The following is a 16,354-nucleotide window of genomic DNA, read 5'->3' on the forward strand; positions in this document are numbered from 1 at the left end:
CTACTTCCCCTGCGATTTCTTAGCTGTTCTCCGAAATATATTCATCCCTTAAAAGGCCATAATACACGAGGTCTTCATATTGGTTCCATTTCCTCACATGCTGTCTTAAACGACCTTCATATTTCATTCCTAACTTTTCCATGACTTTACCCGATGCAGGGTTTTTCCCCAGATAACGGGCAAATATACGGTTCAATTTCATTTCGTCAAACGCATACCGTACGATACCTTTTGCCGCTTCCGTACAATATCCATTGTTCTTATACTGTCTCCCAATCCAATATGCAAGTTCACCATGATCAAAATTCCTATTACATCCAATACAGATAGCGCCTATTACATGCTGTTCTTCTTTATGTACGATAGCTAGTTCCAGTGATCGGTCTTCATTAAAGTTATGAGCATGTGTTTCTATCCATTGTTCTGCCATCCCATCCTCATACGGATGCGGGATATATAATGTTGTTTCCGCAATATATGGATCCCCTGCTAATTGTTGAACGACTTTGGCATCATCTAGACGGAAAGGCCGTAATGTCAATCTTTCCAATTGAATGGTCGGCAGTTTCTTCAAATGGTTCTCCCCCTTAGTTCCATGAATACTCCTCTGTTCCCTGTCAACCAAGAGAAGACAGACCCTTTTTCGGCAATCGAATCGTGAACGAAGTTCCTTGTGAAGGCTCACTTTCTACACTAATTGTGCCGTCATGAACCTGAACCAGCTTGTAGACAATCGCCATTCCGAGTCCCGTGCCCTCAGAGGTAGAATCCGTGGTCGTGCCCCGGTAATATTGCTGGAATAGGTGCTCCACCATATGGGCCGGCATCCCTACGCCATTGTCCTTGATGCAGATTACAGCATGCTCTCCTGTATCCGCAATCTGTACATATATATTCGTATGTTCAGGATTGTGGAGGATGGAGTTCATCATCATATTTTGCAGGATGCGCTGCATGAATTTCAAATCAAAATCAACATAAATGGCAGGTGGATCCGCTTGAAAATGCAAATGATAGCTGCTCGCTTGCGGACTATTGCTGATATCGGCAACTACCCGTTTTGTAAATTCGACGATATCTTGATTCGTCTTCTGTAATGGCAAAGCGCCGTCAGCGCGATTGAGCTGTGTGACGAGGCTTAAATCTTGAATCAATTCCTCCATATGCTTTCCTTTGTCGTCCATTTCCCGAATGAAAGAGATCGCCTCTTCTTTCGACCACTCGTACTGCTCATTCAATAAAAGCGCTGAGTAGCCTTTGATATAGGTTAACGGTGTTTTCAAATCATGAGAAATCCCCGCAATCCATTCCTGCTTGGCTTCTTCGATTTGGCTCCTCTCGATTTCGTTCGCTTGCAGTTTGACTCTCAAGGATTGAAGATACTCAAGCACCTCCTGATACAGGCGGAACCGCATGCGAAGTTTCCCTTTACGGGTATATATTTGAGGTAAATCGGCAGGTTGCTCATAGTTGTCCTGCGAGAGTCGATGAATCCAGGCCATGATGAATCCGATCGGTCCGCCAAAATACCATCCAAACAAAACGATGCACAGCAGCGTACTCGCACCAAAGATCCATCCGACAAACAGTCCTTCATCATCTAGACTGACATGGATACCGAGCAAGGGAAGAAGGCCTTCAAGGATAATAACAACGAGTACACCCGTGCCAAGCATCCATAGAATAAGTCCTAATGCCAAATGAATCGTAAATCGAGTTTTTATTCGCATGACAGTGCCTCATTCGGGGGGATGAATTTATAACCGATTCCCCGCAAATTCACGATGATTTTTGGTTTTCGGGTATCATCGCCGAGTTTTTTCCGCAGCTTGGCGATATGGATCGTGACCGTTTTTTCTTCCCCGTACACATCATTTCCCCATACCAATTCGTAAAGCTGAGCCGTCGTGAAGATATGATTCGGATGTTTACAAAAGAAATGCAGCAGCTCCAGCTCCTTCGCCGTGCATTCTACAGGTTGACGCTTCACGGTTAACGTTGCCGATTCCGGATGAAAAGAGAAGTAGCCGTAATCGAACGCCGTGTTTTGTTGATGAGCATTCTCCATAAACCTTTGCCGGCGAAGGATCGCCTTGATCCGGGCAATGACCTCCAGTGGATTAAACGGCTTGGTAATATAATCGTCCCCGCCGATCCCTAGACCCGTTAATTTGTCGAAGTCGGTGGAGCGTGCGCTAATAAAAATAATCGGTGCATTCGTATGTTTCCGAATCTCCGCACATAGTTCAAAACCGCTTAGATCCGGGAGCATAATATCGAGCAAAATCATATCATATGCCTTTTCTTTGATGCGCTGCAGCGCGCCTTTGCCCGATGATGCGGTGTCGATATGCGTAAAATTCTCTTTGCGAAGCGTGATCTCCAATAGCTTCAAAATACCGATTTCATCATCGACAGCTAGTATGGATGCAGATTCCATTGCGATTTTCCCCTCACTTCAAGCTTTATCCTGTGTATTCACTTTTCTATCTTACTCTATTTACAAGATCCCGAGTTTACTCTAGTTAAAATGTTACGAGCTTTTTCCATTGTGTTTACTTTATTTTTACTTTCGTTCCCTAAGCTTAGTGTAGCACATCATTAAGGGAGGAAATGACAAGTGAACGCCGCCATTCAAATCAATCAAGTAAGCAAGGCATTCAAGGGCACGGAAACCATTACAAACGTCAATATGAGTATCAGCAGAGGAGAAATTTACGGATTTTTAGGTCCGAATGGGGCCGGTAAAACAACCATTATGAAAATGATCTTAAATCTGGTAAAACCGTCTTCCGGTGATATCCAAGTATTCGATCAGCTGGTTCTGCCAACATCGGTTCAATACTTAAAAAGAATCGGCAGCATCATTGAATACCCCGTGTTTTACGACCGGCTGACGGCGGAGGCCAACTTGGAGTTTCATTGTAGATACATGGACTATCGCGATAAGACAGCGATCAAGGAAGCGCTGGAGATCGTAGGTCTTCAGGGTGTGGGGAAGAAAAAAATCCATGAATTCTCTTTAGGGATGAAGCAGCGATTAGGGATTGCGCGCGCGATTGTTACGAAACCCGATATTCTTATTCTGGATGAACCTATCAATGGGCTTGACCCGATCGGGATTAAGGAAATGCGGGAGCTTTTCTTGCATTTAAAGGAGAGATACGGAACGACCATTTTAATTTCGAGTCATATCGTATCGGAAATCGAATCGGTCGCCGATACGATTGGCATTATTCATCAGGGAAAATTATTAAATGAAGTCAAGATGAATGATATTCGAAGACAGCATGCCGGATCATTAGAAGAGTACTTCATCAATCTCATTCATGGAGGCAAACGCTATGCTTAAACTTATACAGCTGGAATGGCAAAAAAGTAACATATCCCGTTATTTTAAAGGATTGGCCGTTTGTATCGTGGCTATTTTCTCCGCCGCTGCATTGATGTCCCAGGGCCCTAGCGGTGATAGTGAACCGCTGTTTCAAAATTATACTGAATTCATTGCTTTAACGGATCTTTTAATGCGCATCACTTATATCATTTTCGCAAGCGTTATCTTATCACGTTTAGTGATTGAGGAATACAAGAGCAACATGATCCAAGTGTTATTTACCTACCCCCTGCAGCGAAAAAAAATCATTCAAGCCAAGTTATCGATTGTGTTTGGATTTAGCTTCTTCAGCATCATCATCTCTACGCTTATAATCAATTTGTTAGTGTACTTCTTGAACCCGATGATCGGATTATTTGAAGACCCGGTGCATATCGGAGACATAATGGCTACACTTCCAACAATGTTGCTCCAAGCATTTATGATCGCCGGAATCAGCCTGATTCCTTTATCTTTTGGCATGCGAAAAAAATCGACGGCTTCCACGATCACCTCGGCTGTCGTCATTGGATTCGTGGTTAACACAACGGTGTCTGACGGGGGAAGCTCGACCAGTCTGTTTCATTTCATCGCCATCCCGATTGCTCTCTGTCTGCTTGGCCTTATCCTTGGCTATCTTTCTTTTCATAAAGTAGATCGAACCGATGTAGCTTAAAATTTCACCGTATATGAATGGAGGACTAGAGCATGAGGAAAATCATAACCACTTCGCTTGTTTTGCTTACCGTTGGCGGATTAGTTATGGGCTGCCAAGGTGTAGGGAAATCAACAAGTTATAACCATGAATCTTCCTACGAAGCTAACCGCATTGAAGAAATTGAAGTCAACAACGAATCTTGGGACATTGAATTCAAGCGTTCCGATTCCCCGAACATCACCATCGCTTGCGAAGGCAAGCGGCAGAACAGTAAGAGCGACCCTGTAACGATTAACCATGACGGGAATAAAATTGTCGTTACCCAGGAAGACCAGGGTAGTGCCATGGCAGGGTTCACTTTTGGCAAAAAAGGGACGATTTATATCTCGATTCCCGACCGTGAAGTCGATACGATTACATTGAACAATCATGCAGGTGACATCAAGATGAAGAATGTAGCGGCGCAAAACATTGTCATTGCCAACAATTCGGGGTCTAAGAACATCGAAGGACTTTCAGCAGAAAAGGGTGTGTTTACTTCCAAAGACGGGGATATCAAATTGAAAGACAGCTCGCTAAACGAATTAACGGTAACCACAGGCAGCGGCGCCAGCTATATGACAGACGTGACCAGCCCCGTGATGAACATCACTTCAACCTATGGGGAAGTATCCGTCAAAGAGATCGAAGAGGGAACGTTGCTGCGAGTAGAAACACAATCGGGAGATATCGCCGTATCTTATAAAACACCCCCTGCTTCGTTAAAGCTTACCGCAAGCAGCGACTCATCGGATATAAGCGTTGGTTTAGATGGCTTCAATGTAAAACAGAGCACGGAAAAGATAGTGGAAGGCACGATTGGGGATGCATCCAATACAATGGAGCTTCTCAGCCGTGTCGGAACGATTGCTGTAAAATAACTGCATCCATACGAGTAGCAACATATTTTTGTCGTCAACCCTTAATAACGCAGAAATCCCCCACGCTACCTCCGGTTGCAAGGTCAACTGAGTATATCCATAGCTTTATCATATTGTTGTGTCAGAGCCCTCCATGCTACAATATCCAAATGGAGCTATAACGCCTACAGGAGAAACTTTCATTCGCAAAGTTCTGGTGATAAATTCCGTTTCGTCCGGAGCATGCGGGTTGCTATTGTTATTATTTCCCGGGTATGTTGCTGAATGGACTGGATTAGACAGTAGAACCGGCTTGGTATCAACTGGTGTTTTCCTGCTCGTATTCGTCGCATTTCTCGTATGGACCGCATCCAGGAGCATTGTTTCTCCAGCGGCCGTGCTTGTTATTACAGTGCTCGACTTCCTCTGGGTCGTCGGCAGTGCGCTTCTACTGGCGGATATAGGAACTACAGTGACGATGACCGTTTTCGGCATTTGGGCGGTTATTCTGGTCGCCGCAGTCGTCGGCGTATTCGGGATTTTCGAGGCAATATATTGCTGGCGCAACCGTGCTTTTGGAAGAGATCAAACGATCCGGTAAATGGCGCAGCCTGTCGGATTTCTTCTTCGACTAGTGCTTTACAGCAAAGAGCCTTTGTCTTGCACGGGCTCTTTGCTCTTGGGTAATGAGATTGGCTTATTCAGAGTGCGTAAAGATATTCGCTGTCACCGCTTAGTTACAACAAGTGAATTAACGAGCTTCCGTTCATCATTTGGAAGCTGGGTACATCCGTATTATTCGAAATAAACACTTATTTCGATAGCTTGGCATCTGCAGCATGAATTGCACTCCTAATATTCCCCTCCCATTCAAATATCTTCTTCTGTAAAGCATGAATCTGGTTAGCATCATCAACGATCCGTTTCAATTCTGCAGCAGCCCTCACAGCATCTCCCTCCTTGACAGCTGCTTTATAACGTTTATTCACTTCATTTTTATTTTTATTGAAGTCTGTTATTTTTTTGTTCTCGGCTGTGATTTGTTTCTTTAGCGTTTGCACCGGTGATAAAGCATCTTTGACGATTTTGGCTTTTGCGGTAGCCTGCTTCTTCGCAGCTGTTAGAGCATCCTTTTTCAATTTGATCTCCTGTCGCGCCGTATTAACAGCACCCTTTATACGGTTTCGCTTGAGATCATACAGAAGAGCGGACTTTCGATCTTTGCGTTTCCTTGCTTCCGTCGCTTTCTTGCCGAGATCAGTATATTCCGCAAGCATAGGAGCGTATTTTTTCTGAGTCTGGTCTGCTTCTGTCTTTAACTTGTCGAGCTTTACCTTGTCAATGAGCTGTACTTTCGAATTAATTTCTTTAAGTTTGTCATTGTTTTGTTTGCGCAGCACCTGTATTTGCTGCTTATCCTGTTTATTGGCTAATTCCAATGAGGTAAGGCTGTCATGCAACTGATCAATTGTTGTTAATGCAGCATCCCACCCTGTATTTGAAGCCTCTGCATAAGCTGGTCTAGCGACAAAAAGAAAACACATGACTAGGACGGCTAAAGCGTTTAAATACCATTTAGTTCTTCTTCGTTGCAGCAATACAATCATCTCCCTTATCCATATCATCCTCAAAGGAAGCGCAAAAAGCACCCCACAAGAAAGGCTTCATAGCCTGTCCTGCGAGGTGCTTCTCCCGCACTTCTTTCGATTTGATAATAGTATATATTTGATCTAATAATATGTCAATCATTTCCTGGAACATTTGTTCTCATTCCAACCTCGAAATCGTTTATTGATTTTTGCATAGATTTCTAATCTCATCAAAGTTCCCAAAACACTCTTATTATTTGTGTTGCCAATGCCAATTTCTCCTGCTTCGAAGAAACTGGAGTTGCATTCACTGGTAATGGTAGCAAGCTCCTATGTTGATTCTAACCTTGTATCCTGCGGAAAAAGTGTTGGTTTATCAATCCTTCATTACATACAGCGCAGCAGATTATCCTGGACGATGCGGGTACCCGCTCCTCCTTCCAGAGCGAGGTCAGCCTGATCCAGGGAACAAATGATAGCAATGCCGCCCTTTTCTGCAAAGCCTATGGCTGATTCCATCTTAGGGCCCATACTTCCGACACTAAACTGACCCTCATCCGCATATCGCTTGGCTTCTTCCAGAGATATCGTTTCCAGTGATTTTTGATTCGGCTTTCCGTAGTTCACATATACATTGTGAACATCGGTCAGAATCATAAAGATATCCGCCTGCACATCCTGGGCCAGCTGATATCCGCTGCGATCTTTATCGATGACGGCTTCCACACCGACAAGGGTCCCGTCTGGTTGCCGGGATACAGGAATACCTCCTCCACCTGCGGCAATGACAATGGCTCCCTGACTAGCCAAGGACTTGATTACATCAGCGCCAACAATGGATTGAGGCATTGGAGATGGAACAACGCGACGCCAGCCTCTGCCTGCATCTTCTTTGACAACCCAGCCTTTGTCTTCTGCAAGACGTTTGGCCTCTTCTTCACTGTAGAACACACCAATAGGTTTAGTTGGGTTTAAAAATGCAGGATCTTTCAAAGATACTTCCGTTTGTGTCAGGATGCTTGTAACAGCCTGATTTAGTCCCAGTTTTTGCAGTTCATTTTTCATGCATTGGTCCATCATGTACCCGATAAAGCCTTGGGATTCCGCACTGCACACATGCAGCGGAAACGGCGGAACCACTTCTCTGGCTTCGTCCTGCTGACGCAATATATTCCCTACTTGAGGACCGTTCCCATGCGTAATAATGACTTCATAACCTTGCCTTACAATGCGGGCGATCACTTCACAGCTTTTCTGGATATTTGCTATTTGATTCTCATAGGTTGCCTGTTGTTTAGGTTGTAAAATAGCATTGCCGCCAAGAGCAATCACAACTTTTTGTGCCAATTTGAATTCCTCCTAATAATCAGCATACCGATCAGTATGCCGAATGCTGTATCCAGGCCTGAGCTGTGTCCTACAAGCAGTAATTCCCTGGTCCGCTTAATCAAGCTGTCTGCATCTCGTTGCAGAAGAGCATTCATGACACCTGTCACTGCTGAACTGAAGTTTCGCTTCAGCGCGTACTTTAGATATTCCCGGCTGATATCGGTAGTTAGTGTTTCTTTCTCCACCAGTTCAGATAATTGTAAACGGAACGTATCCGTGAATATCCCTGCTGTTGCATCCACCGCGAGCATTCCCGCCAGTATGTCATCTCCGGCAGGGGTTAGGCCTTTTCCGCGTCCAATCCAATATCTGAGTATTTCATCTATCTGTGACAAGTTCCCGGCTCGTACAGTATTTATTAGCTGCATCATTTTTTGTTCACTAACCGAACAAGTTGCATGTGCTTCGTTAATGAAACATTCAATGAAATGATCTATCGAAATCCCTATGCCTGTCGGCTGATTATGGATAAGCAGCTCGGTTGCAAACGCATTCAAAAGATGAAGCAGCGATTCCGGCTGCTCCGTTCTCGGTCCTATCCCAGATTGATAAGTTGCCTGAGGATCTAATTTAATACAGAAGGAAGAGAAGAGAAGAGACGATGTATCGGTGTCATAATGAATCATCTGATCTTCTTCATCTTGTTGGAGCATAGAAATGAGCTTTGGCACTTGTTTGTCTTCCAGATGGATGCCGAAAGGAAGCTGCCCGTTCTTTGTGGTGCCTATAAAAATAAGCCCATCTCCCATCCGGATATTCCATCCATTGTGAAATATACTATGCACACATCCAGGTTTACCGCCATGAAGGAGAGGGAGAACAGCTGCGCTGCATACTCCATCTACTTGGATTAAATATTTCATGCGACTGCCACTCTCCTCTGTTCCTTCGTGTTGTTTAGATTAGACCCAGTTTTTGGGCATACGCTTCAAGCGCTTTTTCAAAACAAGCTAGAGGTGCGCGAACTGTACCTGCCCCGATTTGACCAACTCCTGGCTCTTTGTGGGCAATCCCGGTATTAATTACCGGTGTGATGCCTGTTTCAACGACTTTTCTTGCATCAATACCGAGACAGATTCCCTGGAAGTTCCAAGTTGGAATCGTAAAGTTAGGGTTATGGCCAATACAAATTTCAGCCATTTCGCTGCTGGTTGCCAGTGCATCGTCAAAACCGCCCGCACCTACGAAGCGGGTCACACCTGGAGCAGCCACCATGGCCATGCCTCCTACACCGAATGCCTCCGTAATGGCGCTATCACCGATATCAGGATTCGCCATGTCTTGGGAATAACCGGTGAAGAATAAACCTTGCGGCGTATTAACTGGAGCAGTAAACCATTCGTCTCCCATGCCGCTGATTCGGATTCCGAAGTTTTGGCCATTTCTCGACATCGCCGTTACGACAGTACCGTGCTCAATCATTCTTGCAGCATCAAGTACCGCTTTAGAGGTTGCCATAGCAACATTCAGGAAGAACTGATCGGTATCAGCCAGAAATTTCACTACAGCCAATTTGTCTGTTTCGGTTGCATCGGTTTGTAAAATATAAGAACTTATTTCTTTTAGAAATACGAGAGAAGCTGCGATATTCCGCTGATGGAATTCGTCACCCATTGTGATTGCCTTCGCGATCATCACATTAATATTCAGACCTTGCTCAGTCTGGCGTAGAGCTTTAGAAAGGATAGGGCCCAGCACATCTCTCATCCATTGCAGACGCTGAATGACCTCTTCGGAATAGGCTCCGAAGCGCAGCACTTTCCCGATCCCTTCATTCATGGTGCAGAATGCGCGGTTACCATCCGTCTGATTTTCTACCACTAGCAGCGGCATGTTAGCGGAGGTGATTCCGCCCATAGGCCCCACAGCTTTGACATGATGGCACGGAATGAAGGTTACCCCTCCTTGCTCCAACATCTTCATCGCTTGTTCTTCGTTGGCTGCCCAACCTTCAAACAAGACCGCCCCGATACAAGCGCCCTGCATGGGGCCTGTCATGTTGGCGAATGAAATGGGTGGACCAGCATGCAGAAGCACCTGTCCATTTAATTGGTCCACTACTGATTTGGCAGGAACGACGTCCACCAAGAAAGGGGCACCGGCTACAATTTTTTGAATGACTGCCTGATTGGCTTCATCGATCGTTTGATATGGTCCATACATGCTGCATATCTCCTTTTATTTAAGAGGTTGTTCAAACTTTAATTTATTTGAGTAAGCTCAGAATTTTCCGCATCTTCTCATTGCCTCCAGCTATCGGGCGCCAGTCAAAGTGAACGGCATTTCCGCCGTGGCTGGTTACTGCATTTACAAATTTCTTAAGCCCCACATTCACAACTTCTGGCTTTCCGCTCAGCAGTTTAACAATGGATTCAGATACGTTGATGTTTCCTTGTTCGGTCTGCACTGCAGGAATGAATGATTTATCCTTATCCTGAAGCTGGATGCCCATCATCGCCAGAGCGGTTCGCACAGCCTGATTGTTACTGTCTTTAACAATAACGCCTGCTCGTTCAAGTTTGGCCTTTTGCTCTTGATAATTTTGCGGGTCTTGTTCGGTGCCACACACCGCTGCTACGAAATATAAGCTTTTGCCTTGTGCTGCAGCTTCACTCTGTGTTTTCTCAATGACAGGCAAAAGTGCGCCAGCCATATCTTCATGTGAACCGTACCCTAGAACGACATCCAGCATAATAATCGCTGTGGATTTATCCTGGGCTGCCTGCTCGATGTAATGGATTCTCGTTTCTGGATCAATCATCGGGTGTGGTTTACCTTGTGTATATTTGTCATCTCCCAGATCAATCACTTCATGACCTTTAGCTTTTAACATGTATCCATCTTCATGAATCAACTGTCCCAGTTCCAAGCCTTTGGAAATAAGAACCGCAGCTTCGTAAGCGAGTGTACCACCGGAATACAGACCTTTAATCGTTGTCTGCTCCGGTGCCAGCTTCGTCTGTGGAACCTCAACGTTCAGTTTATTGTAGTTCGCCCTAACTTCTCTGCCTTTAGACAAATCCACGGCTATCATGGCAGTCTCTTCCAGCGTATAGGCATAATGTACCGTGCCTTCATGTGTTTCTGGCTCTTCGCCGACGAAGATAGCGACTACCGGTTTTGATATACGATGTAACAGTCGAACGACCTGATTCCGTACTTCGATGGCAGGCGGTTTGGAAATAACGACGATCACTTCAGTAGCTTTGTGATGCTCTAGTCCTTGAATCGCATCCAGCATCGTAATCGCTCCAATCGGTTCAGACAGATCGCGTCCGCCTGTCCCGATTGCCTGGCTCACGCCGCTGCCCAACCGGTCAATGAGGGTGGTAACTTCTTGAATGCCTGTGCCTGAAGCACCGATAACGCCAATGTTGCCTTGTTGTACTACGTTGGCAAAGGCTACCGGAACACCGGATACAATTCCGGTTCCGCAATCTGGACCCATGACCAGCAAGCCTTTGTCATGCGCTTTCTGTTTCAGACGCAGTTCGTCCTGGACGTCAACGTTATCGCTAAAGATAAAAGCGTGCAACCCACGGTCAAGTGCTTGTTCCGCTTCTTCCGCTGCGTATTGGCCAGGGACAGAAATAAGAGCTAGATTGGCATTCGGGAGCGCTTGCAGCGCTTTGTCCCAAGTCCGTACGGATTGGAATTCCTGCTTGTTACTGCTTACCGCCTGATTTTTCAGTTCCGCTTCAATAGTATCTAACACCTCGGATACGTGTTCTTGACTATCGGTCTTGATTACGATACACATATCATTAGGGCCCGCTTTATCGAGTTCATCCGTATACATGGCGGTATTATGGAAAATATCTTTATTCGCAGGCGTCCCCATCATAATAGAGGCTTGCTCTACTCCGTCCAGCGTGGAAATTTTGTTTGTTAAGAGCATGAGGTTAACTGAATCTTGATAGGAATTTTCTTTAATGATGGAATATAACATAAGTACAAGCTCCTCTTCAGTCAGAATAGACAATTGGTGAAGTTACTTGGCAAATGGATCTTTGTTGTCATACTGATTTCTATGAACGACGTCTGATATCAGGTATTCATAAATATCGTCTACCATTTCAATCCCGTTTTTCTCGTATTGTTCTTGAATCAGATCATTATTTTGTCCGGGGAACAGCACTTGCTCAAAGCCAGGCGCCGGTTTGATCTGATTCAAATCGTCCATGGTATTCGAAATATGTTGTTTAAACATGTCAGGGTCCGTAAAAAATGCGGGGTTAATGACAAGATGAAACTGACCAAGATTTCGGTATTCGGTTAGATCATGGTACATCGATGAAACTTTATTCCCAAATGGCAGGCCGAGCAGAATACCTGAGAGCACATCCACCATCATCATCAGACCGTATCCCTTTGGACCGGCAATTGGGAGTAAGGCATTGACTTTAAAAGGATCTGTCGTCGAATGGCCTTCTTTATCGACTGCCCATGAATCCGGGATCGACTCGTGTCTTGATCTGGCATGAAGGATTTTGCCCCAAGCTTGTATCGTCGTCGCCATGTCCAGCGTCATGATCCGTCCATCCTGGCTAGGAGCGGCAAATGCAATCGGATTCGTCCCGTAATAAGGTTCTGAGCCGCCGAAGGGTACGACCATCGGATCGGATTGACACATCGAAATACCGATCATTCCGGATTTGGCTGCTTGCCGTACAAAATAGGATAGGGCTCCGCTGTGTCCGATTCTTCTGACGCCAACAGCTGCTATCCCGTGTTCTCTCGCCATCTCGATGGCCTCATCCATAGCTAGTTTGGCAGCGACATGACCTACTCCATTGTCCCCATCAAATATCGCTGTGCTGGGACCCGTTTTGTTAAATTTAAACTCGGGATTTGTATTTAATCCGCCTTTAGCGATTCGTTCCGCATAGTATTCCACTCGCATAGCGCCGTGAGAATGAATGCCCCTTATGTCGGCATGGACCAGAACATCCGCTACACCGGCGGCATGTTCTTCTGTTAAACCCGCCATGTGCAGCTTTGTTGTGATTAACTCGTGTAACTGTTGTCTGAATATTTTCAATGCTAACACCTCTGTTCATTCGATTTTCTACATGGCACGAGTTTAGAGATCCGCATCCCGATTGCAATCTTTAGAGTAAACATAAGCCAGTTTCTCGCGACCAACTGCATAGCAAGCTTGTTGTACATATGGACCCATGAAGATATAGTCGCCTTGTTTTACCGGAATCCACTTGTTATCCAGATTGTACAGTCCTTCACCAGACAGCAGGTAAGCTCCATGTTCTTGTACATGCGTTTCGATGAATGGATGACATGCGCCCGGATCGAAGGTTAATATGTGAAAATTCATATCGAAAGCAAGATCTTTCGGAAGTAAATCCTGAATTCTCATATTTGTCATTCCGTCATAATCTTCTTCAGGAATGTTGCCTGAATGCCCGGATACGACCCATGGTTTCAAGTCTTTTAACGGTTTATGCTTTTGTTTGTACAGGAACAGTTTGCTGTCGCCGTCTACCAAGTTGTTCAGATACATCTTCGTTCCTGGCGGACAGTACAGGTATCCACCGCTTGTCAGCCTATACGACTTGTCAGCAGCAGATGCCTCGACTTCACCTTCCAGCACATAAACGAAAGTTTCGATCTGTTCTTGTCCGCCAAAACCATCTGTATTTGCGCCGCCTTTGTGCATGGTAACCATATAATCGACAAAGCTTGCTCCAAGTTTTGGGGATGCCAGAATCGATATCGTGCAGTTGTCAAAGCCCGGTACTACGTTATTAACCAGGCCTTCCGGAGTGATTAAGGCATATTTGCCATGTTTAATGATAGAACGGCTGGACAGCAGATCAGTTGGATAACCCATTGTGTGTATCTCCTTTTTCTCTTAAGTTTGTGTGTGAAATAAATGCTATTGTTCTTTTACAGCGCAGGGCGCTTCCTTAAATTTGCGAAGAACAGGAATACAGTACCTACAATAATGATGCCGATAGCTAGGTAAAAGCCCAAAACCTTACTGCCTGTAGCGTCTGAAATCAAGCCAGTTACGAACGGAGCGATGACCGAGGACATCATTCCGAAGAAGTTAAATACGCCGAATGTTGTACTATACCCTTGCTTAGGGGCAATATCTGCTACGTAGGAGATCATGATCGGGTCAACAGCCAGTTTACCGAAGAAACCGTACATAATCAGGAACAACATCAGCAGTTCATTACTTTGAATAGCCACTGTTAGATACAAGGTAACTGCGGCAATCACTTGCAAAATAATGACAACCATAATCTTCTTGTTCTTGAACTTGTCGGATAACCGACTGAACAACAGCGCACCTGGCACAGATGCAAAAGCAACCAGAGCTGAGGCAAAACCGATAGCAGCACCTTGGAATCCGCGCTCCATTTGCAGGTAACTTGGCAGCCAAGTCACAATCATGTAATACCCGTAACATATTGCAAAGTAAATCACGTAAGCCGAGATCATTCGGATATCGCCAAAGAGCGTCTTCATCGTTGCTTTATCATCTGCATCTTTTCCCTTGTTAGCTGCAACGTTATTCGATGCCGGTTTTTCCTTAATGACTTTGGCAAAGGCGATCGCCATAATAACAATCAGGACAGTTGTGACAACGAGCAGCGGTCTCCAGTCCCAACCTAGCCCTTTCACCAAGTAAGAGGAACCGATATATCCGATAGCCATTCCGAGTGCTGAACCGCTGTTGATAATAGCGGTAGAGAAGCCCCGCTTCTCGGCCGGGATTGTGGACGATGAGATCGAATAAGCAGGTCCGTAGTACGTTCCTTGTCCAAGTCCTGCCAGGAAGCTGCCTACCAGGAGGAAAATCAGAGACGGTGCGATTCCGACGGTAAAAACTCCGAAAGCAAAGATAAGGAAACCCGGGATCAGCATTATTTTTCTTCCGAATTTATCAGCCATAAAGCCGGATGGAATCTGCATTGAAGTGTATGCCAGAAAAAACAAACTAGAGATCAGACCCATGCTGGCATCCGATTCAACGCCAAGCTGTATCTTGATTTCCGGTAAAATCGGATTCAGTATTGTTCTGTATATCCAGATGACAGTCCAACCAAGGCAAAATAAAATGACGACCTTTTTCCAATATTCAAGTCCACCTTGTTTAGGTGTAGTAGGGGTTTGTACCTTCATCTTTTTCTGCTCCTTATAATAAGGTTGTAGGCAAGTTTTTTGCCAAGACGTCGTTTATTCTTTGTATGCCAGATTATACAAAGTTCCGATCAGAACCTTCACACCTTCGGCTAAATCATGAGGCTCGGTATATTCAGCCGGATTGTGGCTAATTCCTTGCCTGCTTGGTACAAAGATCATGGCCGATGGTACAAAAGGAGCCAGAATCTGGGCATCATGCCCTGCCCCACTATGCATCAGTTTATAATTCAAGCCTTGTTCCCGGCACTCGCGTTCAATGACTTCTACGACATGTTTATCCATAGGAACCGGATTTGCATCCATCCACATATCGATTTTCAGTTCTACTTTCCGTTCTTCTGCAATGTTCTTTAGGGAATTCGTAATTTCTTCCGTAAATTGAACAAGTGCGTCTTTCTCGGTATGACGAATGTCCATCGTGAATAAGGCGTATCCTGGAACGACGTTAACTACATTTGGCTTCACTTCGATTTTGCCGATCGTTGCCACTAACGGATCTCCGTGTTTGTCCGCTCGGCTTATGACGTCAAAGATCATAGCACTTGCAGCTTGGACAGCATCTTTGCGGTAACTCATCGGAGTCGTACCTGCATGGTTAGCCTCACCTATCACTTCTACGGTAAATCTGCGCTGGCCTACAATGCTGTGGACTACACCAACGGGTTTTTGCTCTGTTTCCAGAACACTGCCTTGCTCGATATGGATTTCTACAAACGCTTTCAGGTCTTTGCGAAGTTCTCTAGATTCCTGGCGGAAATTAAAGTTGCATTCTCTCATCGCATCCACGAAAGCTACGCCATCAAAATCAACAATGCTCTCTACTTCTTTACGTTCTGCTGTGCCTACGATGTTTTTTGACCCCCAGAATGTATATGGGAAACGGCTGCCTTCTTCTTCAGCCATCGATACAACCTGAAGATTGCGCAACGGCTGACCATAGGTCTCTTGTAAATATTTAACCGCAAGCAGACCTGCGACAATACCGTATTGTCCATCGTATAAACCGCCATTGCTTACTGTATCCACGTGAGAACCGGTCATAATCGTTTCATCTGGATACTTCGTTCCTTGTAGACCTCCAAACAGGTTGCCCACCTCATCAAAGTGAGCATGGAAGCCTTCTTTGTTCATCCAATCTTCCAGAGCTTTCTGAGCGTTGAGCCATTCTTTGGAATAGAGAAGTCTGGTAATACCTCCTTCAGGATCATTTCCGAAATATCCGAGCCATTCTAACATCTGCATGATATCTTTACTTTGTTCTCCCATACTTACCGTT

General features: G+C 45.1%; 16 protein-coding genes. 4 read left to right on the forward strand and 12 right to left on the reverse strand.

Features of this window, described 5'->3' with window-relative positions; translation table 11 throughout:
• Positions 1-19: 19 nt before the first annotated feature.
• From NYE54_RS23730 to NYE54_RS23740, 3 genes are read right to left on the reverse strand one after another with little or no spacing between them, the layout of a single operon-like run.
• The gene (locus NYE54_RS23730; RefSeq protein WP_339266636.1) at positions 20-574 is read right to left on the reverse strand and encodes a GNAT family N-acetyltransferase; all 555 of its coding nucleotides are present in this window, start codon (positions 572-574) and stop codon (positions 20-22) included.
• A 43-nt stretch (positions 575-617) separates the two neighbouring features.
• On the reverse strand, positions 618-1,730 hold the full coding sequence (locus tag NYE54_RS23735) for a HAMP domain-containing sensor histidine kinase (protein WP_339266637.1): 1,113 nt from the start codon (positions 1,728-1,730) through the stop codon (positions 618-620).
• Entirely contained in the window at positions 1,721-2,440 is a 720-nt protein-coding gene (locus NYE54_RS23740; protein WP_098747698.1) for a response regulator transcription factor, read from the reverse strand. Before NYE54_RS23740 ends, NYE54_RS23735 begins: the two co-directional genes overlap by 10 nt.
• 180 nt (positions 2,441-2,620) lie before the next feature.
• Between NYE54_RS23740 and NYE54_RS23745 the strand changes: the two genes are divergently transcribed.
• The 4 genes from NYE54_RS23745 to NYE54_RS23760 all read left to right on the forward strand — a co-directional run bounded on the left by NYE54_RS23745 (position 2,621) and on the right by NYE54_RS23760 (position 5,531).
• Positions 2,621-3,352, forward strand: coding sequence for an ABC transporter ATP-binding protein (locus NYE54_RS23745; RefSeq protein ID WP_339266640.1), 732 nt, complete (start codon positions 2,621-2,623; stop codon positions 3,350-3,352).
• Entirely contained in the window at positions 3,345-4,049 is a 705-nt protein-coding gene (locus NYE54_RS23750; RefSeq protein WP_339266642.1) for an ABC transporter permease, read from the forward strand. The genes NYE54_RS23745 and NYE54_RS23750 overlap by 8 nt, the downstream gene beginning before the upstream one ends.
• Before the next feature lie 32 nt (positions 4,050-4,081).
• Positions 4,082-4,951, forward strand: coding sequence for a DUF4097 family beta strand repeat-containing protein (locus NYE54_RS23755; RefSeq protein ID WP_339266644.1), 870 nt, complete (start codon positions 4,082-4,084; stop codon positions 4,949-4,951).
• Positions 4,952-5,180: 229 nt separating this feature from the next.
• Positions 5,181-5,531, forward strand: a complete 351-nt coding sequence (locus NYE54_RS23760; protein WP_339266646.1) for a hypothetical protein — start codon at positions 5,181-5,183, stop codon at positions 5,529-5,531.
• 211 nt (positions 5,532-5,742) lie between these two features.
• Here NYE54_RS23760 and NYE54_RS23765 read toward each other — a convergent pair whose 3' ends face one another.
• The 9 genes from NYE54_RS23765 to allC form a co-directional block, all read right to left on the reverse strand.
• Positions 5,743-6,528, reverse strand: coding sequence for a hypothetical protein (locus NYE54_RS23765; protein ID WP_339266648.1), 786 nt, complete (start codon positions 6,526-6,528; stop codon positions 5,743-5,745).
• Positions 6,529-6,906: 378 nt separating this feature from the next.
• Complete coding sequence (arcC, locus tag NYE54_RS23770) at positions 6,907-7,866, reverse strand: carbamate kinase (protein WP_339266650.1); 960 nt, start codon at positions 7,864-7,866, stop codon at positions 6,907-6,909.
• Positions 7,848-8,771, reverse strand: coding sequence for a DUF2877 domain-containing protein (locus tag NYE54_RS23775; RefSeq protein WP_339266652.1), 924 nt, complete (start codon positions 8,769-8,771; stop codon positions 7,848-7,850). The genes arcC and NYE54_RS23775 overlap by 19 nt, the downstream gene beginning before the upstream one ends.
• Positions 8,772-8,805: 34 nt before the next feature.
• On the reverse strand, positions 8,806-10,071 hold the full coding sequence (locus NYE54_RS23780) for a DUF1116 domain-containing protein (RefSeq protein ID WP_339266654.1): 1,266 nt from the start codon (positions 10,069-10,071) through the stop codon (positions 8,806-8,808).
• 43 nt (positions 10,072-10,114) lie between these two features.
• Positions 10,115-11,857, reverse strand: a complete 1,743-nt coding sequence (gene fdrA / locus NYE54_RS23785) for an acyl-CoA synthetase FdrA (protein WP_339266656.1) — start codon at positions 11,855-11,857, stop codon at positions 10,115-10,117.
• A 42-nt stretch (positions 11,858-11,899) separates the two neighbouring features.
• The gene (gene allD / locus NYE54_RS23790; RefSeq protein WP_339266657.1) at positions 11,900-12,949 is read right to left on the reverse strand and encodes an ureidoglycolate dehydrogenase; all 1,050 of its coding nucleotides are present in this window, start codon (positions 12,947-12,949) and stop codon (positions 11,900-11,902) included.
• Between the two features lie 42 nt (positions 12,950-12,991).
• Positions 12,992-13,756: a (S)-ureidoglycine aminohydrolase gene (gene allE, locus NYE54_RS23795; RefSeq protein WP_339266659.1), complete on the reverse strand. Its 765-nt coding sequence runs from the start codon at positions 13,754-13,756 to the stop codon at positions 12,992-12,994.
• 56 nt (positions 13,757-13,812) lie between these two features.
• Positions 13,813-15,057, reverse strand: a complete 1,245-nt coding sequence (locus tag NYE54_RS23800; protein ID WP_339266660.1) for an MFS transporter — start codon at positions 15,055-15,057, stop codon at positions 13,813-13,815.
• Positions 15,058-15,111: 54 nt separating this feature from the next.
• A complete protein-coding gene (gene allC / locus NYE54_RS23805; RefSeq protein ID WP_339266662.1) occupies positions 15,112-16,344 on the reverse strand; it encodes an allantoate deiminase in 1,233 nt (410 codons plus the stop codon).
• Positions 16,345-16,354: the final 10 nt, after the last annotated feature.

The sequence above is a fragment of the Paenibacillus sp. FSL K6-1330 genome, from assembly GCF_037976825.1.
Taxonomy (GTDB): Bacteria; Bacillota; Bacilli; order Paenibacillales; family Paenibacillaceae; genus Paenibacillus_AQ.

Bases quoted from the DNA above. Each gene is read 5' to 3' on its own strand.
- NYE54_RS23735 (WP_339266637.1), bottom strand. From the start codon at position 1,730: ATGCGAATAAAAACTCGATTTACGATTCATTTGGCATTAGGACTTATT.
- NYE54_RS23740 (WP_098747698.1), bottom strand. From the start codon at position 2,440: ATGGAATCTGCATCCATACTAGCTGTCGATGATGAAATCGGTATTTTG.
- NYE54_RS23750 (WP_339266642.1), top strand. From the start codon at position 3,345: ATGCTTAAACTTATACAGCTGGAATGGCAAAAAAGTAACATATCCCGT.
- NYE54_RS23755 (WP_339266644.1), top strand. From the start codon at position 4,082: ATGAGGAAAATCATAACCACTTCGCTTGTTTTGCTTACCGTTGGCGGA.
- NYE54_RS23775 (WP_339266652.1), bottom strand. From the start codon at position 8,771: ATGAAATATTTAATCCAAGTAGATGGAGTATGCAGCGCAGCTGTTCTC.
- NYE54_RS23780 (WP_339266654.1), bottom strand. From the start codon at position 10,071: ATGTATGGACCATATCAAACGATCGATGAAGCCAATCAGGCAGTCATT.
- fdrA (WP_339266656.1), bottom strand. From the start codon at position 11,857: ATGTTATATTCCATCATTAAAGAAAATTCCTATCAAGATTCAGTTAAC.
- allE (WP_339266659.1), bottom strand. From the start codon at position 13,756: ATGGGTTATCCAACTGATCTGCTGTCCAGCCGTTCTATCATTAAACAT.
- NYE54_RS23800 (WP_339266660.1), bottom strand. From the start codon at position 15,057: ATGAAGGTACAAACCCCTACTACACCTAAACAAGGTGGACTTGAATAT.
- allC (WP_339266662.1), bottom strand. From the start codon at position 16,344: ATGGGAGAACAAAGTAAAGATATCATGCAGATGTTAGAATGGCTCGGA.